The sequence below is a fragment of the Nocardioides islandensis genome, assembly GCF_015352455.1.
In the GTDB taxonomy this organism is placed as follows: Bacteria; Actinomycetota; Actinomycetes; order Propionibacteriales; family Nocardioidaceae; genus Nocardioides; species Nocardioides islandensis.
This window is the reverse complement of record NZ_JADKPN010000006.1, coordinates 214,859-237,963: the sequence shown is the minus strand read 5'-3', so window position 1 is coordinate 237,963 and position 23,105 is coordinate 214,859. Positions and strand designations below refer to the sequence as shown.

Below are 23,105 nucleotides of genomic sequence, written 5' to 3'. Positions count from 1 at the left end.
CATCGGGGCCTCCCACAACTGTTGGATAGGCCGAGCAGGCAGCCCCTACTCGGTAACCCACGACCATTTGTGAGTGAGGCCCCGACCCGCAACCCCGTCAGCGCGACCGGGTCACGCCATACCGTCTAGCCCCGCGTGACCTCCGTCAGCGTCGCCAGTCCGGCCTCGACCCGGTCGGCGTCCCCGACCACGACCTTGACCAGCTTCTCGGGCGCGAGCATCGCGGCCGCCGCCTCCTGGACGTCGTCGAGGGTGGCGGCGGCGAGGCGGGCGGGGTACTCCTGGAGCCAGTCCACGCCCATGCCGTCGCTGAGGATGTCGGCGAGCAGCTCGGCCAGCCCCGACTGGGTGGCGGTGCCGAGGGCGAGGGTGCCGGTGAGGTACTGCACGGTCGCGTCCAGCTCCTCCTCCTTGGCCGGCAGTGTGGCGATCTTGCCCAGCTCGTAGAGCACCTCCACCAGCGCCGGCGCCGTCACCTCGGTCGCCACGTCGGCGGAGGTGAACACCCGCACGTCGCCGCGCAGCACGCGGATCGCGCTGTGCGGGCTGTACGTGTAGCCCTTGTCCTCGCGGATGTTCATCGTCAGCCGCGAGGAGAAGTAGCCGCCGAAGATGCCGTTCGCGATCTGCGCGGAGGCGTACGACGGATCGGTACGCCGCGGGGCGGTCCCGCCGATGCGGATGTTCGACTGCACCGCGCCCGGACGGTCGACCAGGAGCAGTGGCCCGGTGGTCAGGGCGGGCACCTTCGGGACCGCGGCACCGCGGCCGTCGGCCCGCCAGCCGGACAGCGCCTTCTCGACCTGGTCGAGGACACGCGCGGGCGTCACGTCGCCGACGAGCACGAGGAGGCTGCCGTCGGGCAGGACCCGTCGCCGGTGCGCGGCCTTGAGCGAGCCGGCCGGCACCGCGGCCACCTCGTCGGGCGAGGGGATGTTGCTGCCGTAGACGTGGTCGGCGTACCTCCGGCGCAACCACGCCTCGTCGGCGGTGACGCCTGGCTGGGACAGCGCCCGCCGCACGTGGTCGGCGAGGCGGCCGGCCTCGCGCTCGACGGCGGCCTTCGGGTACGCCGGGTCGGTCAGCACGTCGGACAGCAGCGCCAGCAGCTGCGGCAGCTTCGCGGCCAGCGCCTCGCCGCCGATCACCACACCGTCGGCGCCGTCGTCGACGCGCAGCCCGCCGCCGATCGTCTGCAGCGCCTCGGCGAGCTCGTTCTGCGATCGACCGCCGGCGCCGAGCATCATGCTGCGGCCGAGCAGCGAGACCTTCGCGAGGTCGGTCCCCCGCTTGACGGCGTTGGGGATCCGCAGCCGCACGTGGACCAGCGGCACCGACGCGCGGCGTACGGCCACCACCCGCAGTCCGCTGGGCAGCACCCGCTCGGCGACCGACGGCAGCCGCTGCTTGCGCGGCCTGGTCAGCGGCGGGATGGGCTGGGCGGCGCGCTCGCGGCGCTTGCCCGATCGCTGGACGGGACTCATGCGGCACCCGCGATCAGGTCGAGGCGGGCGCGGACGTCCGGTCTGAGCGTCCCGGCGGCGGCGGCCACCTGCTCGGCGGTGACCTCGGCGAGCCTCTCGGGCATCTCGTGCACCAGCTCGGCGCGGCCGCGCTGCTGCTCGTACGCCGCCATCGCCAGCGTGCGACGCAGCAGGTTGTCGCTCCCCTGCAGCATCCCGGACCGCAGCCGCGCCGTGACGCGGGTCAGCTCGTCGGACGCCAGCCCGTCGGTGGCCAGCCGGTCGAGCTCCTCGTCGACGGCGGCGACGACCTTGTCGGTCGGCACGTCGCCGGGGTGGTGCGCCTCCAGCACGAACGGGCACGGGTTGCGCACGTCGAAGGCGTCCTCCATCAGCCCGAGGTGGCAGCCGATGTCGGTGGCCAGCCGGTCGTCCTGCACCAGCCGCCGTCGCAGCCGGGAAGCATCGCCGGTCGCCAGGCTCGAGGCGAGCACGACGTACGGCAGGTAGGCCGCCAGGTCACCCGGGTCCGGCACCCGCCAGCCCAGCGCGACCGCGGGCGCCGGAGCGTCGGCGTCGTGCTGCTCGCCGCGGCGTTCGGAGGTCGGTGCGGGCTCGTCGAAGTCGGGACGGGGAGGGACGGCGCGCTTGGGGACCGGGTCGAAGTGGTGGTGCACGAGCTCGAGCGCGTGGTCGACCTCGAAGTCGCCGCTGACCGCGAGGACGGCGTTGCCCGGGGCGTAGTACTTGTCGAAGAAGTCGCGGGCGTCCTCGAGCGTCGCGCTCTCGAGGTCGACGAACGAGCCGTAGCCGTCGTGGGCGTTGGCCCACGACTCGTAGAGCACCGGGGCGAGGGTCAGCCACGGGAACCCGCCGTACGGCTCGTTCATCACGTTGACGCGGATCTCCTCCTTGACGACCGCGATCTGGTTGTCGAGGTTCTCCTGCGTCACGGCCGGCCAGCCCATCCGGTCGGCCTCGAGGAAGAGGGCGCGGTCGAGGGCGTTCGACGGCAGCATCTCGTAGTAGTTGGTGTAGTCCAGGCGCGTCGACCCGTTGAGGACGCCGCCGGACGCCGAGATCAGCGAGGCCAGCTCCATCTTCCCGAGCGACGCCGACCCCTGGAACATCAGGTGCTCGAAGAGGTGCGCGAACCCGGTGCGGTCCTGCGGCTCGGACCGGATCCCGACGTCGTAGTAGACCGCGACGGCGACGACGGGGGCGGACCGGTCGGGAGCGAGGACGACGCGCAGCCCGTTGCGGAGCTTGCGGCGTTCGATCGAGCTGGAAGCCATGGCGCGACGCTAGCCGACGCTCCCCGCCCGCTGGTCGAGGAGGGACGAAGTCCCGTCACGAGACCGCGCGAGGTCGACGACAGTGCTCACCGGGTCTCGTGACAGGCGCCAGGGCGCCTTCCTCGACCAGCGGTTGGTCAGCCGGGCAGCGTGTCGGCGAGGTCGGGGAGTCGTCGGACGAACCAGTCGGAGCGGGGGTCGGAGACCGGCTCGACCCGGCCGGTGGCGGTGAGCACCGTGAGGTCCTCGGCGCCCGCGAGCACCAGCGACAGCTCGAGCGAGGCCACCTGCGGGATGTCGTGCTGGAGCTGGGCGACCCGCTGCACCAGCTGCTCGACGGCGGCGATGTCGACGGCCTCGCTGCCGCGGTAGCCGAACAGCAGCGGAGCCGCCTTGATCTCGCGGACCATCGCGGCGGCGTCCCGCTCCCCCAGGGGCGGGATGCGGAAGGACCGGTCCTCGAGCAGCTCGGTCAGCGGGCCGGACACGCCGAAGGACACGACCGGCCCGAAGAGCGGGTCCTCGACGCTGGCCACCGAGATCGGGATGCCGGGCGGTGCGTTGCGCTGCACCACGAAGCCGGCGGTCTCGGGGTCGGTGATGATCTCGTTCAGGGACCGCCAGGCCTGGCGCATCTCGGTCTGGTTGTCGATGTTGCGCCAGACGTGCGCAAGGTCGGGGCGCTCGCGCAGCCGGTCGGTGGTCGCCTTGAGCACGACGTCCCAGCCGAGCGCCTTGCCCGCCCGCTGCGCCTCCTTGAGGCTCGACACCGGCACCGACGACCACAGGTCGACCCCGTAGTGCGCCAACAGCTCGTGCAGCTCCTCCTGCTCGAGGTCGCGTCCGTCGGGGTGGTCGATGAGCAGCCGGTTCACGAAGGCCTTGGCTGCCGCGGGGTCGACCGACTCGAGCGTGGCGGCCGGCCCGTTCGGGGTGCGCAGCCACACGGCGTACCCGACCACGGACGCGAGCGCGCGGACGGCGGACTCGATGGCGGGGTACGACGGCACGGATCCGCGGCCGGCACTCGCACCCGCGACGTCGGGCACGCGCAGCAGCTCGGGGACACCCTCGGTGCCGAGGAAGGAGGAGACCAGCGGCTTGTCGGACTGCTCGCCGACGGCGGCGAGCACGTTGGCGACGTCCTCGCCGGTGGTGTTGATGGGCGGGACGTACACCGCGACGACCGAGTCGACGTCCGGGTCGTCGATGGCCGCGTCGAGCGCGTCCTCGAAGTCCTCCGCCGTCGCGTCCGCCCCGAGGGCGTCGGAGCGGTTGACGACCAGGCCGACCGCCGAGGCGGCGTCGGCGGCCAGCAGCCCGATGGCGTCGCTGTTGCCGACGATCGCGACCCGGCGCCCGCGAGGCAGCGGCTGGTGGGCCAGCAGCTGGGCGACGTCGAACATCTCGTCGAGCGTGTCGACCTGGATCACGCCGGCCTGCCGGAACATCGCGTCGACCGCGCGACCCGGCGCCGCGATCTGGCGGACGATCTGGCCCATCGGCACGCCCTGGGTCGTCCGGCCCGACCGCACGGCGATGATCGGCTTGCGCAGCGAGACGCGGCGGGCGATGCGGGAGAACTTGCGGGGGTTGCCGATGGACTCCAGGTAGAGGAGCACGACCTCGGTGGCATCGTCCTCCTCCCAGTACTGGAGGACGTCGTTGCCCGACACGTCGGCGCGGTTGCCGGCGCTCACGAACGTCGATAGGCCGAGGCCGCGGTTCGAGACCTTCTCGAGGATGGCCGAACCGAGGGCGCCGGACTGGCAGAAGAACCCGGCGCGACCACGGGCCGGGATGTGGCTCGACAGCGACGCGTTCAGCTGGACCGTCGGGTCGGTGTTGATGATGCCGAGGCAGTTGGGCCCGATCAGCCGCAGCCCGTAGCTGCGGCACAGACCGAGCAGCCGGCGCTGCCGCTGGCGGCCCTCCTCGCCCACCTCGGCGAACCCCGAGGAGATCACGACCAGCCCGTGCACGCCCTTGTTGGCACAGTCGAGCACGACGTCCTGCACCGACTCGGCCGGCACGGCGACGATCGCGATGTCCACGTCGTCGGCGATCTCGCTGACGGTGGCGTGCGACGGCATGCCGGAGACCGACGTCGCGCGGTCGTTCACGACGTACACGCGGCCGGTGTAGTCGCCGAGCACGAGGTGCCGGACCAGCGCCTGGCCGATGGTGTCCTGGCGCCGGCTCGCGCCGATGACCGCGACCGACCGCGGGTTGAAGAACCGCTCGATCGAGGTCGACTCGGCGCGGTGCTCACGCGTCGCCATCACGCCGGCGGCGGTGTCGGTGGTGGCGATCGGGAACTCCAGCGTCATCACGCCGTCCTCGACCCCGCTGACCAGCCGGTACCCGGCGTCGCGGAAGGTCTGGATCATCCGCTCGTTGTCCGGGAGGACCTCGGCCACGAACCGCTCGATCCCGCGCTCGCGGCCGGCCTGGGCGAGGTGCTCCAGCAGCAGCTGGCCGATCCCGCGGCCCTGCTGGGAGTCCTCGACGAGGAAGGCCACCTCGGCCTTGCCCGAGTCGTCGCCCTCGTAGCTGCCGAGCGCGATCATCCGGTCCTGCAGGGTGACCACGAACGCCACCCGGCGCACGTGGTCGACCTGCACGAACCGCTTCACGTCGCGGTCGGACAGCTTGGGCATGGCCGTGAAGAAGCGGAAGTACTTCGACTGGTCCGACACCCGGCCGTAGAACTCCACCAGCAGCTTCGCGTCGTCGGCCCGGATCGGCCGGATGTGAGCGGTGTGCCCGTCGCGGAGCAGGACGTCGGCCTCCCAGTGCCGAGGGGCGGTGTGCTCCTCGACCTGCTGGGGCGCGGGGGGTGACGTCACCGGGGCAATCTACCGAGCGCCGGTGACGCCCCGGTGACGGCCGCGTTGCCGGGGGCGCTCAGCCCACCCGCTGGTAGGTGTCGGTCTCGGAGATGATCGTCTGGGCGATCAGCTCTCCGAGCGGGACCCGGCCGTCCGGTCCGGGACAGTCGTCCTCCAGCAGGTCCAGGGAGAGCACGTCACCGTCGAGCCGGTAGCCGTAGGTGATCGGCCCGCACGGCGGGACGCCCGCCTCGACCGTCGTGGCGTCGACCACGTGGTACGGCCCGGCCCACGCCTCCTCGGCCGAGCCGCCGTCGATCTCGTTGAAGACGATCCACCAGCCGCCCGCGAGCTTCAGGGAGTACTCGACCTCATGGGCGCCCGGGAAGTTCCCCGCGAGGTACTCGCGGACGTCCGCGGTCGCGAAGCCGGCCGCCTCGGCGGTCCTGGCCATCTTCCGCAGCGACATCGCCGAGGTCTGGTACGTGCCGGCGAGCGGGTCGGCGACGGGCTCGGCCGATGGCGTCCCACCCGCCGTCCCGTCGGCGGGCGCCCCGGCGGCTGTCGAGTCCTGCGCGACCGGCTCGCCCGTGCAGCCGGCGAGGGCGACCAGCGAGGTGGCGGTGGTCAGTGCCGCCAGCAGGGTGCGAGTGCTCATCGGTCTCTCCTTCGGTGTCGACGAACACCGCATGACAGACCCGAGACGCGGGTGGTGTTTACCGCTACTCGCCCAGACGCCTGAAGGGAGCCGACTCGTAGAGGGCCGTCTGGGCGATCAGCTCACCCACCGGCGCGGTCCAGGGGGTCGGGCACGCGTCCGTGACCACGACGAAGGACACGGCCGCGGCGCTCGGGCGGACGTCGTACACGATCGGGCCGCACGAGATGTCGGTCGCCGTCGCCTGCACGGTTCCCCTGTCCAGCACGGTGAAGCGACCCTGCCACGCGACGTCCTTCGGCGCTCCGTCGATCGACTCCTGGACCAGCCAGGTCCCCTCTCTCGCCGTCACCGTGTAGGTGACCGCGCTCGCCCCGGGGAACTCGGAGCCCAGGTAGGCGTCGACGTCGGTGCGGGCATACCCCTCCGCCACCGCGGTACGCCGCATCTGCGCGATCGTGAGCTCTGCCCGGTAGGTACCCGGCGTGAACTGCTCCCCCGACACCGGCTGCCAGTCTGCTCCGGTCAGGATCCGGGTCCGCAGGTCGCACGTGTCGTCGAGCACCTCCAACCGCAGCTGCCCCTGCTCCCACGACCACCGGTAGCTGCCCTCGCCGGCGCACGGACCGTCGAGCAGCGACGTCGTCAGCCGGTCGCCGCCCACGACGGAGGACCCGAAGTCGGACCTCCGGCCGAGGGCGCTGCGGTCGGGGGCCACCACGGAGACGAGGTCGTCGGCGAAGCGGAGTCGCCACTCGCCTGCCAGGTCGCCGGTCAGCCGGGCGGCGTACGTGCCGGTCGGCGGAGCCGGGTCGTCGACGTAGTCGTTCTCGTGGCCGTGGGCCCGCCCGAGCCACCAGACGACGAGCCCGGCCGCGAGGACCAGGGACGCGGCGGCCGCCAGCACCCGTGGCAGCACGGCACGTCCCGGCCGGACGCGGTCGCGACGGGCCAGCAGCGACGCCAGCACGGTCTCGACGTCGGGCTCGACGGTGTCGGCGATCGCGCGCATGTCCTCGCGCAGACGGCTATCCAACGACATCGCCGACCTCCTCGTGCAGCGTGTCGGCCAGGCGGTGCCGGGCCTTGTGGAGGTGCACGCGGGCCGTCGCAGGGGCACAGCCGAGCGTGTCGGCGATCTCGGCGATGGGCCGGTCCTCGAAGTAGTGGAGGACGACCGCCACCCGCTGGTTGGTCGGGAGCTGCCGGACCGCCGCCAGCAGCTCGGTCTGGGGCAGGGTGAGCTCCTCGGACGGCTCCGGCTCGACCTGGGTACGGCGTTCGAGCAGCGAGCGCATCCGCTCGCGACGCAGGTGGCGCACCGCCATCCGGATCGCGACCCGACGTACCCAGGCACCCGGCTGGTCGTACTTCGCCACCGTGTCCCAGCGGTCGAGCAGCTGCATGAACGCGTCCTGGGCGATCTCCTCGGCGTGCCCGCGGTCGTGGAGGACCAGGAAGACGGTGCGTGTGGTCCGCGCGTACTCGGCCCGGAAGAGCGCGCTGAACCCAGCGTCCGCCTGCCGATCCTGGTGTGCCACGTCGCCTCCACCGACAGACAGGCACAGCGGCCGGACGATGTTTACCGCCGCCGCGATAAACCTCTCGCTGTTCTCGGCACTGTCGGTAGTGACAGGGTCGGACAGGAGGTTGACCGATGGGAAGGTCTCGCGCACCCCGTGCGGTCCTGGTGGCGCTGGCCGCGAGCATCCTCGCCGGGTGCTCGGCGTCCGGCAACGACTCGGCCGCGCCGCCGGTCTCCGATCCGGCGACCATCACCTCGAGCTCCGACGCACCGACGCCGGCGAGCACGGCAGCGCAGCCCTACGACACGAGGGCCTTCGCACCGGCGCTCACCGTCGACCCGCCCGCCTGGTTCTCCTCGGACCCGGTCCAGGACGAGCCGCACTTCCTGACCTGGTCCGGTGATGGGGTGGACGTCGACCGCGCCGTCCGGTTCATGTCGCCGGTCGGCCTCTACCCTCCGGGGGCGCCGGACAAGAAGGTCGGCGGGCTGCGTCCGCTCCCCCGCAACTACGTCCACCACCTGGTGGGGCTCCGCAGGCACGGCGCGCAGATCGGTGAGCGAGCCACGACCGAGGTCGACGGCCACCCGGCCACCCTGCTCACCGCCGGGACCACCGTGAGCCTCTCCGGCGTCCTCGGCTGCCAGCAGGACGGCCTGGCCCCCGAGGCGTGCTACGGCCTGCAGCCGTACGCCGTCATCCGCCTCGCCGTCATCGACGACGACGGCACCACCGTGCTCGCCTGGACCCGCGAGCTGCCGGGGTCGCCGACCCGGGACCAGGACTTCGCGGCGTTCGAGGCCCTGCTCGCCACCGTCCACTTCCGGTAGTCGCGCCTCCCGGGGCGGGCGGCCTGTCGGACGTAGCCTCCCGACGTGGTGGTCAGCCGGACGCGTCGCGCGCGGGCGACCCGCAAGCGCCGGGCCAGGATGGCTCGCGTCGAGCACGACCTGACCGCGGAGCAGTGGGCGGCACTCCGCGAGGCGTGGGGCGGGTGCGCCTACTGCGGCTCGGCGGTCGGCCCGATGCAGAAGGACTGCGTGCTGCCGATCTCGCGCGGCGGCCGCTACACGCTGACGAACGTGGTGCCGGCCTGCGGGTCGTGCAACGCCAGCAAGTGCAACGACGAGGTGACCGGCTGGCTGCGGCGCAAGCGCCTGGACGAGCGGGCGTTCCTGGTGAGGCACCACGAGGTCACGGCGCTGCTGACGCCAGCCGCCGGCTGAGGGCGGCGATGTCGGCGGGCCCGTTCCCGCAGCACCCACCGACGTACCTGACCCCCGCCGCCAGCCAGCCCGGCAGCAGGCCGAGGTCCAGCGGGTCGCCGTACGCCCAGGCCTTCGCGACCGGGTCCCAGCTGCCGCCGCGGTTGGGGTAGGCGACCGCCGGCAGTCCGGTCGCCGCCACCGCGGCCTCCACGGCCCCGAGCACGTCCGCCTGGTCCGAGCAGTTCACGCCCGCCGCGACCAGCGCGCGGCAGCCGTCGAGGACGGCGTACGCCGCGGCCAGGGGCTGCCCGGCGGCCGTCGTGCCGCCCCGCACCGAGTACGAGAACCACGCCGCCACCTCGAGCTCGTCCAGCAGCGTCACCAGCACCTCGGCCTCGTCGGCGTCCGGGATCGTCTCCACGGCGAGCAGGTCCGGCCCGGCAGCCGCGAGCAGCTCCAGCCGCGGCCCGTGGAAGTCACGCAGGACGGAGGCGTTCACGCCGTACCGGCCGGCGTACTCCGAGCCGTCGGCGAGGAACGCGCCGTACGGGCCGACGGACGCCGCCACCATCGCGCCCTCGAACTCGGCAGCGACCTCGCGGGCGATGACCACGCTCCGCTGGACCAGCCGGCGCGCCTCGGCGGCGTCGTACCCCGCCGCCACCAGCCCCGGCACGCTGGCCTGGTAGCTGGCCGTCGTCGCCACCTGCGCCCCGGCCTCGAAGAACGACCGGTGCGCGGCCGCGATCCGCTCCGGCTCCTCCCCCAGCAGCCGCGCGGTCCACAGCGCGCCGGTCAGGTCGGCGCCCTGCTGCTCGAGGGCGGTCGAGAGTCCGCCGTCGAGCACGAGGGGGGCGGCGCAGGCGAGCATGCGCCCATCGTGGTCGCCGGTCCCGTCGACGCGGAGGGTGGCTCACCACCCCCACACGCGGTCGGTGGACGAGCCGAGCCGCCGCCGCGCGTCCTCGGGCTCCACACTGACCAGGCCACGCGGGTCGCTCGGTGAGAGCCGCCACTCGTCGAGCACCACGGGCGGGCTTCCCGGAGCCTTCCCGTCCGCCGACCGGACCGCCGCCGGGGCCAGCCAGCGCCACACGATCCTGGGGTCGACGCTCTGGACGTGGAGCGGTCGGTCGCGGAACCGGTCGGACACCCGGCGGACCAGGTCGTCGTCCCGGGGCACCGGGAAGACCACTGGCTCGGCCGCGCCGCCCGGTGGCCACGCGTACCAGTGGACGCATCCCGACCCGGTGCGTCTGGTGGCCATCGCCCACAGCGTCTCGAGCGCCATGACCCAGTCCTCGCTGGACGGTGGGCCCCACGGGTAGACAACGCGTCCACGCGCGTACTCGGTCGCGGTCCGCTCGAACTCGTCGCGGGCGCGTTGCAGGTCCGGGTGCTCCACGACCTGAGCGGACGCAGACGTCATCGCGGTGCGCACGTGCCTGTCCGCCGCTGGGCGGAGCTTGAGCTGCTGCACGTACGCGAGCGCCGCGGCTCGGTCACCGCCGCCGATCCGACCGTCCTCGTCCACGACCAGCCGGGGCTGATCCGAAGCTGGAGGCACGAGGGAAGACACCGTGGCGACGGTCGCCGGCACCGGGGCCACCTGTGCCGCGGCGGCGTGCTTCGATCGCCGGTCGGCGGCCCACGTGGCAGCCGGCACCGCGACGGCGAGGATTGCGACCAGGACCGCGCCCTTCTCGCCGGCGGGGCTGGACAGCACGGCGTACACCACGACAGCGGCCACCAGCGCGCAGACGCCGGCGAGACCGAGCTGCCTGCGGTGCCGGCGCATCCAGGTGCCACCCCGGTCCACCGCTCCAGGGTGCATCACCAAGGTGGCCGGGAGCGAGAGCAATACCCGCGGAATGGGACTCTGCTCCCATGACACCGACCGGCTGAGCGCGGAGGATCGGTACGTCATGAGCCAGCTCGCGAGCCTTCCGACCGCCCCGGTGGCACCGGTCCGCGAGACTCCGCGCGCCGTCCGGCTCGCCTGGATGGCGCTGGTGCTGGTCATCCCGCTCGCCTGGGGATACGTCGCGGTGCTCCGGCAGCCCTCGGACGGCACGGTCGTGTACGCGTCCTCCTCCGCCGGCATCGGGGACCGCTGGAGCCAGGAGGCGGGCGTCGTGGTCTTCGGGGCCGTCGGCGACTCCCCGTTGGCCCGGATCATCGACGAGGCGACGAGCCATGACCGTCAGGTGCGCGTGTACGCCGTCGACGGCGAGCCACTGTCGAGCGGTGGCGACGGCCCCCACCGCGAGATCGGTGACTCCCTGACCTACTCGGTCACGGTGGACGGCCATGAGATCGAGCCGGTGCACGTCACTCTCGCGCGCTACCCGTTCGCGTCGCTGGCGGCCACGAACCCGGGCGCCATCGCCTTCTGGTTGGGACTCGTGGTCGCCGGCTGCTTCGTGTACTGGCGCCGGCCTCGAGACACCGCCGCCAGGGCCTTCCTCGCTCTGGGACTGGTCGTGCCGGTGGGGATGACGGCCTACCCGGCCGGGCTCCAGGTGATCGACTTCGCCAGCGACGACGGACCGTGGACCTACGTCGTCGGGGACATCGCCAACTGCTTCGCCTGGGCCACGATGCTGCTGCTGTCCCTGGAGTTCCCCAAGCCGGTCTCCGCCTTCGCCCGCCGCCGCTGGCTGCGCGTGCTGCCCTTCGTCGTGCCGTTCGTCCTGTACGCCGCGCGGTACGGCCTCCTGGAGTCGCGCTCGGACGATCCGCTCACGCGCCTCGAGGGGCAGATCCTCCCGTCCGCTACCTCCGCCGTCGTCGTCACCCCGCTCGTCGCCCTGGTGCTGTTCGTCCGCGCACGCCAGCCCGACCAGACCCGGGAGAACAAGCTCGCCATCCGCGTGGTGCTCACCAGCGTCCTGGTGACCGGGCTCCTGTTCGTCGTCCTCGGCCAGCTACCGCAGCTCGTCGACGGTCTGCCGCAGGTGGCGCTCTGGCTCCAACCGATCGCGTTGTTCATCTCGCTGGTCGGGGTGGCCGCGGCCATGCTGCGCTACCGGATCTACGAGCTCGACGTCATCGTCCGGCGATCGCTGCTGCTCGAGGTGGCGCTCATCGTCGTCGGCGTCGCGTTCCTCGGGGTGGCCTGGCTGCTCAACCGCCTCGGGATCGCCACCGACCGCGCGCAGGTCGTGGTCGGCGGGTTGGTCGCCGTGTCGCTCATCCCCCTGGGCCACTGGGTCCGGCAGCGACTGAACCGCTGGTTCTTCGGCGCCCGGGACGACAGCTACCAGGTCGTCTCCCAGCTGCGCGGCGTCGGCTCCTCGGTGTCGATCGAGGACGCTCTCACGGATGCGCTGACCAGGCTGACGCGCACCCTGCGGCTCGTGTACGCCGCCATCGAGGTCGACGGCCGCGACGGCAACGAGGACATCGCCGTCTCCGTGGGCGAGCCGGATCGACCCGCGACCATGGTCGAGCTCGAGCACCACGGCCAGCCCTGGGGCCGTCTTTCCCTGGGCGTCTCCCGCGGCCGCGAACCCTTCGGGCCGCGAGACCGCCGGCTCCTCGACGACGTCGCCTCGCAGCTGGGTGCCCTCGTGGCAAGCCTGGTGATGAACCGCGACCTGCGCCGGTCGCGAGAGCGGATCATCTCCGCGCGGGAGGAGGAGAGGCGACGGATCCGTCGCGACCTCCACGACGGGCTCGGACCCGCACTGGCCGGCCAGTCGATGCAGCTGCAGTTCGCCCGCGAGCTGCTCAGGACCGACCCGGAGCAGGTCGACGCCGTTCTCGAGCGGATGAACGGTGAGGTGCGCGACGCCATCGCCGAGATCCGGCGGCTGGTGGACGACCTGCGGCCCAAGGTCCTCGACCAGCTCGGGCTGGTCTCGGCACTGCGTCAGCACGCCGCAGGCGCCTCGTTCAGCCGGGCCGGCGAAGGTGACGGAGCCGGTCTGATGAGGTGGTCGGTGTCCGCCGGTGACGTCGAGCCTCTCCCTGCCGCGGTCGAGGTCGCGGCGTACCGGATCGTGCTGGAGGGCGTCAACAACGCCGCGAAGCACAGTGCGGCCTCGCACTGCCAGGTCGACCTGCAACGGGTCGACGGCACCCTCCGCATCACCGTGGCCGACAACGGCCGAGGCCTCCCCCACGAGGTTCGCACCGGCGTGGGGCTCGGCTCGATGCGCGAGCGCGCCGAGGAGCTCGGCGGCACCTTCGACCTCGTCTCCACCCGACGGGGGACGACGATCACCATCCACCTTCCGCTCACCCTCTCCTGAAGGGCATGACATGGACACCATCCGCGTGATGATCGTCGACGACCACCCGACGTTCGTGCAGGGACTCCAGTTCGTCGTCAGCACCACCGAGAGCATCGCGGTGGTGACCGTCGCCGAGAACGGCGCCGAGGCGGTCGAGCAGGCGGCCGAGCTGCAGCCCGACGTGATCCTGATGGACCTGCACATGCCCGTCATGAACGGCATCGACGCCACCGCCCAGATCAAGGCCACGTCCCCGAACATCGCGATCCTCGTGCTCACGATGCTCGAGGACGACGACTCGGTCTTCGCCGCCATGCGCGCTGGTGCCTCGGGGTACCTCCTCAAGGGGGCCGACAAGGATGAGATCGTCAGGGCGATCCAGGCGGTGTTCGCCGGCGAGATGATCTTCGGACCAGGCATCGCCCAGCGGGTGATGCGCTACTTCCAGTCCCAGCCCACCCAGCACGAGGCCGACCCGTCGGCGGCCTTCCCCCAGCTGACCGAGCGCGAGCGCCAGCTCCTGGGGCTCATCGCCGCAGGCCACGACAACTCCACCATCGCCTCGGAGCTGGTCCTGTCACGCCGGACCGTCCGCAACCACATCAGCAACATCTTCTCCAAGCTCCAGGTGGCACATCGTGCCCAGGCCATCGTGATGGCCCGGGAAGCCGGGCTCGGCACCAAGCGCGGCGGCTAGCGCCCGAGCCAACCCGCAGAAACCGGCACTCGCGCACCGCTCCCCGCACGAACACCGGCGAGCCCGTCGCCGAACCGTCGGCGCGGCCGGGGAGAATGCGCCCATGGCACGGCGCAGCACCAAGCAGGACCCGCTCCCCGACGACTTCGTCGAGCACATCGTCGACACCGACGTGGGCGTGGAGATGAGGTCGTCGTTCCTCGAGTACGCCTACTCCGTCATCTACTCCCGCGCCCTCCCCGACGCGCGCGACGGGCTCAAGCCCGTGCAGCGGCGGATCCTCTACACGATGGCCGACATGGGGCTGCGGCCCGACCGCGGGCACGTGAAGAGCGCCCGCGTGGTCGGCGAGGTGATGGGCCGGCTGCACCCCCACGGCGACGGTGCGATCTACGACGCCCTGGTGCGGATGGCGCAGCCGTGGTCGATGCGGCTGCCCACGGTCGACGGCCACGGCAACTTCGGCAGTCCCGACGACCCGCCCGCGGCCATGCGCTACACCGAGTGCCGGATGGCGCCGCCCGCGCTGGCGATGACCGACGGGATCGGCGAGGACACCGTCGACTTCCGGCCCAACTACGACTCGCGCGAGACCGAGCCGAGCGTGCTGCCGGCGGCCATCCCGCACCTGGTCGTGAACGGCACGACGGGCATCGCGGTGGGCATGGCCACCAACTGCGCCCCGCACAACCTGGTCGAGGTCGTGCAGGCGCTGCGGCACCTCATCAAGCACCCGGACGCCTCGCTCGACACGCTGATGCGGTTCGTCCCCGGCCCAGACCTGCCCACCGGCGGCAAGATCGTCGGGCTCGACGGGGTGAAGGACGCCTACCAGACCGGCCGCGGCACGTTCCGGATGCGCGCCACCGCCCGGGTCGAGACCCTCGGCCGGCGCAAGGGCATCGTGGTCACCGAGCTGCCCTACGGGGTGGGCACCGAGAAGGTCGTCGAGCGCATCAAGACCCTGGTCCAGGGCAAGAAGCTCCAGGGCATCTCCGACATCAAGGACCTCACCGACCGGGCCAAGGGCCTGCGGCTGGTCATCGAGGTGAAGAACGGCTTCCACCCCGAGGCACTGCTCGAGCAGCTCTACCGGCAGACACCGATGGAGGACTCCTTCGGCATCAACGCCGTCGCGCTCGTCGACGGCCAGCCCCGCACGCTCAGCCTCAAGGAGATGCTGCGGGTGTTCCTCGACCACCGGTTCGAGGTCGTCCGCCGCCGCTCCGTCTACCGCCGCGGCAAGGCTGCCGACCGCCTGCACCTCGTGCTCGGGCTCCTCATCGCGATCCTCGACATCGACGAGGTCATCCAGGTCATCCGCGGCAGCGACAACGCGGCGATGGCCAAGGAGCGCCTCATCGAGATCTTCGACCTCACCGAGATCCAGGCCGACTACATCCTGGAGATGCCGTTGCGCCGGCTCACCAAGTTCTCCCGCATCGAGCTGGAGAAGGAGCAGTCCGAGCTCGAGCGCACCATCGAGCAGCTCGACGCGATCATCAGCGACGAGGGCCTGCGCTGGAACGTCGTCTCCGACGAGCTGGCCGAGGTCGCCAAGACCTACGGCACCCCGCGCCGTACCGTCCTGCTCGAGTCCGCCGGCACCGCCGTCACCGCGACGGCCGCGCCGCTCGAGGTCGCCGACGACCCCTGCTTCGCGTTCCTCTCCTCGTCCGGTCTGCTCGCCCGATCGTCCTCCGACGAGGTGCCGGGCACCGGTGACGCGGGTTCCCCGGGCAGGGCCAACCACGACGTCGTCGTCTCCGTGGTGCGGACGACGGCGCGCGGCGAGATCGGCGTGCTCACCAGCCGCGGCCGGGTGCTGAAGCTCGGCGTCCTCGACCTGCCCGCGCTCCCGGCCTCGGCCAACGACCCCAACCTCCAGGGCGGCCTGCCGCTGAGCGAGGTGCTGCCGCTGGAGTCCGGTGAGAAGGCTCTGGCCCTCACCTCGCTGGGCACCGACGGCCCCGGACTCGCGATCGGCACCCGGCAGGGGGTGGTCAAGCGGGTGAACCCCGAGGTGCTGACCAACCGCGACGAGTGGGACGTCATCGGCCTGAAGGACGGCGACGAGGTCGTCGGCGCGACCGACCTGGTCAGCGGGACCGAGACGCTCTGCTTCATCACCAGCGACGCGCAGCTGCTGCACTTCGGCGCCGACCAGGTGCGCCCGCAGGGCCGAGCGGGCGGTGGCATGGCCGGCGTGCGGCTCGCCGCCGGCGAGCGGGTCGCCTGGTTCGGCGCCCTCGACCCCGCCGATGCCGTCGTCGTCACGGGCTCCGGCTCCTCCACCGCGCTGCCCGGCACCGAGCCGGGGGCGCTGAAGGTGACGCCCTTCTCGGAGTACCCCGGCAAGGGCCGCGCCACCGGCGGAGTCCGCTGCCACCGGTTCCTCAAGGGCGAGGACACCCTCGTCGTGGCCTGGGCCGGCACCGGTCCCGCCCGGGCGGCGGCGGCGAGCGGCGCACCGGTCGACCTCCCCGAGGCCACCGGCAGGCGCGACGGCTCCGGAACGCCCGGGTCGCAGCCGATCGCGGCCGTCGCCGGACCCGTCGCTTCGGCCGCGGCCGTCCTCAGTCGTGTGACAGGGTGACGACCGTGCTGACGTCTGGGTCGATCCGAGCCGCCGCCGGAGCCGCTGCCCTCGTCCTCACGCTGACCCCGGCGCTGGCGGGCTGCGGCGGCAGCGACGACAGCGGGTCGACGTCCGGCGACCAGACGCCCGCGCAGGTCGTGGCGACCGCGCAGCAGAAGCTCACCGAGGCCTCCGGCGTGCAGCTCAGCCTGACCACCGACGACCTGCCCGACGGCATCAACGCGATCCAGAAGGCCGTCGGCGTCGCCACCGACGCCCCGGCCTTCGACGGCAAGCTGACGGTCCTGCTCAGCGGCCAGGCGTTCGAGGTCCCCGTCATCGCGGTCGACGACGTCGTCTGCGCGCAGATCCCGCTGACACCGGGCTGGTCGGACGTGGACCCCGTGGACTACGGCGCGCCCGACCCCGCCGGCTTCCTCTCCCCCGACGACGGCTTCGGCGCCATCCTCGGCGCGGCCACCGGGCTGACGAAGGGCAACAGCATCCGCGGCGGGGCCGACAACGACGAGATCCTCACGTCCTACTCCGGGTCGGTGGCCGGCGACGTCGTCGCGAAGGTGATCCCCGGCTCGTCCGGCGACTTCGAGCTGAGCGCCCAGATCACCGACGACGACGAGCTGCGCCAGCTGGCGCTGACCGGTGTCTTCTACAAGAACGCCACCGCCAACACCTACACGGTCGGCTTCGACGACTACGGCACGACGAAGGACGTCCAGGCCCCGTGCCCATGATGTGCCCGTGAAGACCGCCCGGCCGCGCACCCTCCTGGCGCTGGCGGCCGTCGCGGTCGCCTTCGCCGCGGCCGACACCTACGTCGTCGTCCTCGCGCTGCCGGAGATGATGGCCGCCGTCGGGGTCCCCATCGACCAGCTCCAGGAGGCCGCGCCGATCGTCTCCGGGTTCCTGCTCGGGTACGTCGCGATGCTCCCGCTCATCGGCCGGATCGCCGACCTCCGCGGACGGGTGCCGGTGCTCGTCGCCGCCCTCGTCGTGTTCGCCACGGGCTCCCTGCTGACCGCGCTCGCCTACGACATGCCGACGATGGTGCTGGGGCGCTTCCTCCAGGGCGTCGGTGGCGGGGGGCTGGTGCCGGCGACCCTCGCCCTGGTCGCCGACCTCTACCCCGTCGAACGCCGCGGCGTCCCCCTCGGCGTGGTCTCCGCCGTCCAGGAGATCGGCAGCGTGCTCGGCCCCCTGTTCGGTGCGGTCGTCCTCTCGGTGGCCGACTGGCGGTTCATCTTCGTGGTCAACCTGCTCGTCGGGCTGGTGCTGGCCGCCGCCGTACGCCGCCTGGCCGGCCACCCCGACGACCGGTCCGGAGCGCGCACCGGCCGCTTCGACTGGCCCGGGAGCCTGTTGCTCCTCGTCACGCTGGGATCCGCCGCCCTGGTCTTCCTGCGACCACCTGCGCTGCTGCGCGACGTCACGTGGGGCGAGCTCTTCGTGCCGTGGACCGGCGAGAGCCGGTGGACCACGCCGATCGGCACCGTCACCGTCGTCGTCGGCCTGCTGTTCGTGATCCGCACGCTCACCGCGAGCCGGCCGCTGGTCGACGTGCGGGCGTGGCGGGGCATCGCCCGCGAGGCGGACCTCCGCGGCGCGCTGCTCCTGGCCGCCGCGCTCGCCGGCGTCGTGCTGGCGTTCGCCACGGCCGACCCCCGTGTGGAGGTCTTCTCCGACCGCGGTCTCTGGTACCTCGCCGGCGGCGTCGTCGCCGCCGTCGTCTTCGTCCTCCACCTGCGCCGCGCGCCGAACCCGATCATCCCGACCGGCGCCCTGCGCCGCACCCCGGCCTGGGGCTCGATGGCCGTCAGCTTCTTCGTCGGCGCCGCCCTGATCGCCGCGCTCATCGACATCCCGATCTTCGCCCGCACCACGATCTACCCCGACTCCCAGCTGCTCGCCGCGCTCGTGCTCGTCCGCTTCCTGGTCGCGCTGCCCGTCGGCGCGGTGGTCGGCGGGTACCTCACCCAAGGCCTGCCCGCCGGCGTGGTCACCGCGGCCGGGATGGCGTGCGCGGCCGTCGGCTTCGTCGCGATGAGCTCCTGGCACCTCGAGACGCTCGAGCACGCGTCCGCCACGATTCCGCTCGTCATCGGCGGCTTCGGCTTCGGCCTGGCCCTCGCTCCGGTGAACGCCGCGGTGCTGGCCGCCACCGACCACGAGGTGCACGGCCTGGCGACCGCCACGGTCGTCGTGTCCCGGATGGTCGGCATGCTCGTCGGCATCTCCGCGCTGACCACGATCGGGCTGCGCCGCTACTACACCGAGCAGCAGGACATGCCAGGAGTCCGCGAGGTCTGCGACGGCAAGTCCCGCTGCGAGGCGTTCACCCTGCTCCTCAAGGAGGCGGGCATCGCTCAGGAGCACACCGTCTTCCTGGGCGCCGCCGTCTGCGCGGTCATCGCCGGGGTCCTGGCCCTGGTGCTGTTCCGGTCCGCGGCCACGAGGGCGCTCGACGCCCGGACCCTGCTCCGGTCCGGCGGCTGATCTCACTAGGGTGAGGGACCGTGGGAGACGAGTTCGACGACCTGCTCGCCGCCAACGCGGCGTACGCCGCCGACTTCAAGGGCGGTGACTTCGACGGCATCGCCCACGCGGGCGTCGCCATCGTCACGTGCATGGACTCCCGGATCGACCCGCTGCGGATGCTCGGGCTGCACCACGGCGACGCCAAGATCTTCCGCAACCCCGGCGGTCGGGTCACTCCGCAGGCCGTCGAGGCGCTGGTCCTCGGCGTGCACCTGCTGAACGTCAACCGGATCCTGGTCATCCCGCACACCCGGTGCGCGATGACCGCCTCGACGCAGGAGGAGCTGCGCGAGCGGGTCGGCCGCTCGGCCGGGCAGGACGCCGCCTGGCAGGAGTTCGACGTCGTCGAGGACCAGATGGCCGCCCTCGAGGAGGACGTCGCCAAGATCCGCTCGCACCCCCTCATCCCGCACAGCGTCAAGGTCGGCGGTTTCCTGTACGACGTCGACACCGGCCGCCTCGAGAGAATGCTCTAGCCCCGCGACGGGACGGGGGCCGACACTGGTCCCATGCGTCTCCTCGAGCGGGAGCACCAGCTCACCGCGCTGCACGACTACGCCGATGACGCCCGTCGCGGCGACGGACGGCTGGTGCTCGTGTCGGGCGAGGCCGGCATCGGGAAGTCCAGCGTGGTCGACGCCTTCGTCGAGACGCTGCCGCACGACGTCCGGGTCGCCTGGACGGCCTGCGACGGTGCGTTCACGCCGTCGGCCCTCGGCCCGCTGCAGGACGTCGCCGAGCAGTGGGGCGGCGCGGTGCGCGTGGCCTGCTCGGAGGGTGTCCCCCGCGACGCCCGTTTCGCGGCCCTGCTGTGCGACCTGCGCGACCACGACGGCCTGTCGGTGCTCGTGCTGGAGGACCTCCACTTCGCCGACGAGGCCACGCTCGACCTCCTGGGGCACCTGGCCCGACGTCTGCGCGGTGTCGGCGCGCTGGTGGTGGCGACGTACCGCGACGACGGCCTGGCCGAGAACCGCTCCCTCCGCGAGACGCTCGGGGAAGCCTCCAGCCAGCGGTCGACCCGCCGCATCGCGCTCCCCGCACTCACCTCCGCTGCCGTGGTCTCGATGAGCGAGGGCAGCGGGCTGCCGGCCGAGGAGGTGCACGCGCTCACCGGCGGCAACCCGTTCTTCGTCAGCGAGATCCTCTGCAGCCCCGGCGAGGCGCTGCCGGCGTCGGCGCGCGACGCGGTCCTCGCCCGGGCCGCGCGGCTGACCCCTGCGGGCCGAGCGGTGCTGGACGCCGCCGCACTGGTCGGCGAGCGCGTCGAGCCCGCGCTGCTGGCGGCGGTGACCGGTGCCGGCGTCGACGCCCTCGACGAGCCGGTCGCGGCCGGGCTCCTGACCGCCGAGGACGGGCAGATCCGGTTCCGCCACGAGATCGCCCGGCGTGCCGTCGAGCAGGAGGTCGGCCCGCACCGGGCCGCCGAGGTGCACCGCCGCGTCCTGGCCGAGCTCCGGCGCGCGGGCGTCACCGACGACGCGCGCCTGGCCCACCACGCCGAGGGTGCGCTCGACGCCGAGGCCACCCTGCTCCACGCCCGGCGAGCGGGCGACCGGTCCGCGAGCCTGGCGTCGCGTCGCGAGGCGGTGTCGCAGTACGAGCGGGCGCTGCGCGCCGTGCCCGCCGACCAGCCCCTGGTCCGGGCCGACCTGCTCGACCAGCTCGGCCGGCAGCTCGCCGTCCTCGACCAGTGGGCCCCCGCGGCCGTGGTGATGGAGGAGTCCGTCGCTCTGTGGCGCGCCGGCGGCGTGCTGCTGCGCGAGGGCGACGCCCTGCGCCGGCTGTCGGTGGCCTACTACCGCCTCTGCCGAGGACCCGAGGAGCGCGAGGCCGCCGCCCAGGCGCTGGCCGTCCTCGAACCGTTGGGACCGTCCCACGAGCTGGGGTGGGCGTTGGCCCGACTGGCCGCGGAGTTCATGGACTCCGATCCGGAGAGGGCCCTGGACCTCGCCACCCGAGCGCGCGAGATGGCCGCCGCCCTCCACCTCCCCGACGTGGCCAGCGACGCCCTCAACACCCTGGCCTGCGTCGAGTACGACCGGAGCGACCGCTGGCTGGAGTGGATGGAGGAGGCACTGACCGTCGCCCTCGAGCACGGCATGCACGAGCAGGCGGGCCGCGCGTACGCCAACCTCCAGGCCATGTTCCTGGACGCGATGCGTCTCACGGAGGCCGAGCAGGTCTACCGGGACGGGATGGCCTACTGCGAGGAGCACGACAACAGGACGTCTGGCCTGTGCCTGGCCGGCGGCCAGGCCGGCCTGCTCGCGGTCTCGGGGCGCTGGGCCGAGGTCGAGCAGATCTCCGAGGGACCGCTCAGCGGCGACCGCAGCTCCCCCATCAACCGCGTCACGTTCCTGGTGCCGCTGGGGCTCTCGCGCGCCCGGCGCGGCGCCGCCGATGCGTGGCGGCCGCTCGACGAGGCGGCCGCCTCGACCGACGCGTCCGGACTGCCGTCGTACGCCGCGGTCTGCCGAGCGGCGCGCGCCGAGGCCCGCTGGCTGGCCGGCGAGCACGAGGAGGCAGTCAGGGAGCTCGAGCTGGCCGCGGGCTTCGCGGCCGACTGCCCCTCGGAGCGTCCGAACGTCGCCCTCGTCCGGTGGCGCCTCACCGGTGAGCTCGGGCCGGAGGCCGGGGACCTGCCGGCGCCGTACGCCGCGGAGCTGGCCGGGGACGTGCGGAAGGCGGCCGAGCTGTGGGACGAGGCGAGCCGCCCGTACGACGCGGCGATGGCGCTGCTCGGCTCGTGCGAGGAGGACGACCTCCGCGAGGCGCTCGAGCGCCTCGACGCGCTCGGCGCCGTGCCGTCCGCCGCGATGGCGCGCCGGCGGCTGCGGGAGGCCGGTGCCCGGGACGTGCCGGTCGGTCCGCGCCCGGCCACCCGTCAGCATCCCCAGGGCCTCACCGCGCGCGAGCAGGAGGTGCTGGAGCTGCTCGCGATCGGGCTCAGCGACCAGGACATCGCGGACCGGCTGGTCCTGTCGACGCGCACGGTGCACCACCACGTGAGCTCCGTGCTGGGCAAGCTGGGCGTCGCCAACCGGCGCGAGGCGGCGGCTACCTATGCCGGAAAGTAGGCAGTCGCCCGCCCGGCATGGGTAGTCGCTACCGATCCGTCGTACCCCTCTTCTTCCTAGGTTCGTGGTCGTCCAGAGAGGACACATCGAACCCAAGGGAGAACCGCAATGCCGCTCTACATGGACGTCCACCACCTCGGTGAGCCCGTCAGCCTCGACGACGTGGCGAAGGCCCACGTCGCCGACCTGCAGCACCAGGACAAGTACGACGTGAAGTACCTGCGCTACTGGGTCGACGAGACCCGCGGCGAGATCTTCTGCCTGGTCGAGGCACCGGACCCGGAGTCCGCGAACCTGGTCCACAAGGAGGCCCACGGCCTCGTCGCCGACGAGGTCCACCTGGTCCGTGAGGGCTCGTGATGAGGCGCCAGCTCGCGGCCGTGCTGGCCGGCGCCGCCGTGCTCACGGCCGTGGCGGCCGGTGTGCCGGCCCCGTCCACGGCGTCCCCAGCCTGGCTCGACCAGGTCCGTGACGCCACCCGCGCCTACCACAGCCTGAAGGCCGCCAAGGCCGACGGCTACGGCAAGCTGAAGGACGCCGACGGCATCGCCTGCATCGACATGCCCGGCGAGGGTGGCATGGGCGTGCACTTCGTCAACGGCGACCTGGTCGGCGACGCCGAGGTGGTCGCGACCACGCCCGAGCTCGTCGTCTACGACCCGACGCCCGACGGCATGAAGCTCGTCGCGCTCGAGTACGTCGTGTTCAAGAAGGCCTGGAGGGCCGAGCACCCGACCGGCCGGCCGCAGCTGTTCGGCCAGACGTTCGAGCTCGTGAAGGCGGGCAACCGCTACGGGCTCCCGGCCTTCTACGAGCTCCACCTGTGGGCCTGGAAGAACAACCCGTCCGGGATGTTCGAGGACTGGAACCCGCGGGTCACCTGCTGACCCTGCCCGGAGACGGCCGGCGCACCGGGGGGTACGCGCCGGCACGGGGGTACGGCGGTGGGTGAGTGTTGGTTGCCTCTGCAAGAGCCAA

At 72.7% G+C, this 23,105-nt stretch carries 19 protein-coding genes; 11 read left to right on the top strand and 8 right to left on the bottom strand.

What is annotated here, in order from left to right; genetic code table 11:
- Nucleotides 1-125: 125 nt before the first annotated feature.
- The 6 genes from ISU07_RS12450 to ISU07_RS12425 all read right to left on the bottom strand — a co-directional run bounded on the left by ISU07_RS12450 (nucleotide 126) and on the right by ISU07_RS12425 (nucleotide 7,788).
- Nucleotides 126-1,484: a M16 family metallopeptidase gene (locus ISU07_RS12450; RefSeq protein WP_194707111.1), complete on the bottom strand. Its 1,359-nt coding sequence runs from the start codon at nucleotides 1,482-1,484 to the stop codon at nucleotides 126-128.
- Entirely contained in the window at nucleotides 1,481-2,758 is a 1,278-nt protein-coding gene (locus ISU07_RS12445) for a M16 family metallopeptidase (protein ID WP_194707110.1), read from the bottom strand. Before ISU07_RS12445 ends, ISU07_RS12450 begins: the two co-directional genes overlap by 4 nt.
- 137 nt (nucleotides 2,759-2,895) lie before the next feature.
- A complete protein-coding gene (locus ISU07_RS12440; protein WP_194707109.1) occupies nucleotides 2,896-5,607 on the bottom strand; it encodes a bifunctional acetate--CoA ligase family protein/GNAT family N-acetyltransferase in 2,712 nt (903 codons plus the stop codon).
- Nucleotides 5,608-5,665: 58 nt separating this feature from the next.
- Nucleotides 5,666-6,247, bottom strand: a complete 582-nt coding sequence (locus tag ISU07_RS12435) for a hypothetical protein (RefSeq protein WP_194707108.1) — start codon at nucleotides 6,245-6,247, stop codon at nucleotides 5,666-5,668.
- Nucleotides 6,248-6,311: 64 nt separating this feature from the next.
- Nucleotides 6,312-7,289 (bottom strand): hypothetical protein, encoded by a 978-nt coding sequence (locus ISU07_RS12430; protein WP_194707107.1) that lies wholly within the window; start codon nucleotides 7,287-7,289, stop codon nucleotides 6,312-6,314.
- A complete protein-coding gene (locus ISU07_RS12425; RefSeq protein ID WP_194707106.1) occupies nucleotides 7,276-7,788 on the bottom strand; it encodes an RNA polymerase sigma factor in 513 nt (170 codons plus the stop codon). Before ISU07_RS12425 ends, ISU07_RS12430 begins: the two co-directional genes overlap by 14 nt.
- 116 nt (nucleotides 7,789-7,904) lie before the next feature.
- Between ISU07_RS12425 and ISU07_RS12420 the strand changes: the two genes are divergently transcribed.
- Entirely contained in the window at nucleotides 7,905-8,603 is a 699-nt protein-coding gene (locus ISU07_RS12420) for a hypothetical protein (protein WP_194707105.1), read from the top strand.
- A 45-nt stretch (nucleotides 8,604-8,648) separates the two neighbouring features.
- Complete coding sequence (locus ISU07_RS12415; protein ID WP_194707104.1) at nucleotides 8,649-8,999, top strand: HNH endonuclease; 351 nt, start codon at nucleotides 8,649-8,651, stop codon at nucleotides 8,997-8,999.
- On the opposite strand, the gene mmuM is transcribed toward ISU07_RS12415, so the two are convergent.
- Together mmuM and ISU07_RS12405 are read right to left on the bottom strand one after the other, a co-directional pair.
- Nucleotides 8,968-9,852: a homocysteine S-methyltransferase gene (gene mmuM, locus ISU07_RS12410; protein ID WP_194707103.1), complete on the bottom strand. Its 885-nt coding sequence runs from the start codon at nucleotides 9,850-9,852 to the stop codon at nucleotides 8,968-8,970. The two genes, ISU07_RS12415 and mmuM, sit on opposite strands and share 32 nt — an antisense overlap.
- A gap of 42 nt (nucleotides 9,853-9,894) precedes the next feature.
- Nucleotides 9,895-10,800 (bottom strand): hypothetical protein, encoded by a 906-nt coding sequence (locus ISU07_RS12405; RefSeq protein ID WP_194707102.1) that lies wholly within the window; start codon nucleotides 10,798-10,800, stop codon nucleotides 9,895-9,897.
- A 106-nt stretch (nucleotides 10,801-10,906) separates the two neighbouring features.
- Here ISU07_RS12405 and ISU07_RS12400 point away from each other — a divergent pair, with 106 nt between their 5' ends.
- The 9 genes from ISU07_RS12400 to ISU07_RS12360 all read left to right on the top strand — a co-directional run bounded on the left by ISU07_RS12400 (nucleotide 10,907) and on the right by ISU07_RS12360 (nucleotide 23,014).
- A complete protein-coding gene (locus ISU07_RS12400; RefSeq protein ID WP_194707101.1) occupies nucleotides 10,907-13,237 on the top strand; it encodes a sensor histidine kinase in 2,331 nt (776 codons plus the stop codon).
- 10 nt (nucleotides 13,238-13,247) lie between these two features.
- A complete protein-coding gene (locus ISU07_RS12395; RefSeq protein ID WP_194707100.1) occupies nucleotides 13,248-13,916 on the top strand; it encodes a response regulator in 669 nt (222 codons plus the stop codon).
- 103 nt (nucleotides 13,917-14,019) lie between these two features.
- Nucleotides 14,020-16,512, top strand: coding sequence for a DNA gyrase/topoisomerase IV subunit A (locus ISU07_RS12390; protein WP_194707099.1), 2,493 nt, complete (start codon nucleotides 14,020-14,022; stop codon nucleotides 16,510-16,512).
- A 5-nt stretch (nucleotides 16,513-16,517) separates the two neighbouring features.
- A complete protein-coding gene (locus ISU07_RS12385) occupies nucleotides 16,518-17,246 on the top strand; it encodes an LppX_LprAFG lipoprotein (protein WP_194707098.1) in 729 nt (242 codons plus the stop codon).
- 7 nt (nucleotides 17,247-17,253) lie between these two features.
- Nucleotides 17,254-19,005 (top strand): MFS transporter, encoded by a 1,752-nt coding sequence (locus ISU07_RS12380; protein WP_194707097.1) that lies wholly within the window; start codon nucleotides 17,254-17,256, stop codon nucleotides 19,003-19,005.
- A gap of 20 nt (nucleotides 19,006-19,025) precedes the next feature.
- Entirely contained in the window at nucleotides 19,026-19,523 is a 498-nt protein-coding gene (locus ISU07_RS12375) for a beta-class carbonic anhydrase (protein WP_194707096.1), read from the top strand.
- A 33-nt stretch (nucleotides 19,524-19,556) separates the two neighbouring features.
- Nucleotides 19,557-22,127, top strand: a complete 2,571-nt coding sequence (locus ISU07_RS12370; RefSeq protein ID WP_194707095.1) for an ATP-binding protein — start codon at nucleotides 19,557-19,559, stop codon at nucleotides 22,125-22,127.
- A gap of 108 nt (nucleotides 22,128-22,235) precedes the next feature.
- The gene (locus tag ISU07_RS12365; protein ID WP_194707094.1) at nucleotides 22,236-22,487 is read left to right on the top strand and encodes a DUF4242 domain-containing protein; all 252 of its coding nucleotides are present in this window, start codon (nucleotides 22,236-22,238) and stop codon (nucleotides 22,485-22,487) included.
- Nucleotides 22,487-23,014 (top strand): hypothetical protein, encoded by a 528-nt coding sequence (locus ISU07_RS12360; protein ID WP_194707093.1) that lies wholly within the window; start codon nucleotides 22,487-22,489, stop codon nucleotides 23,012-23,014. Before ISU07_RS12365 ends, ISU07_RS12360 begins: the two co-directional genes overlap by 1 nt.
- The last annotated feature ends 91 nt before the right edge of the window (nucleotides 23,015-23,105 follow it).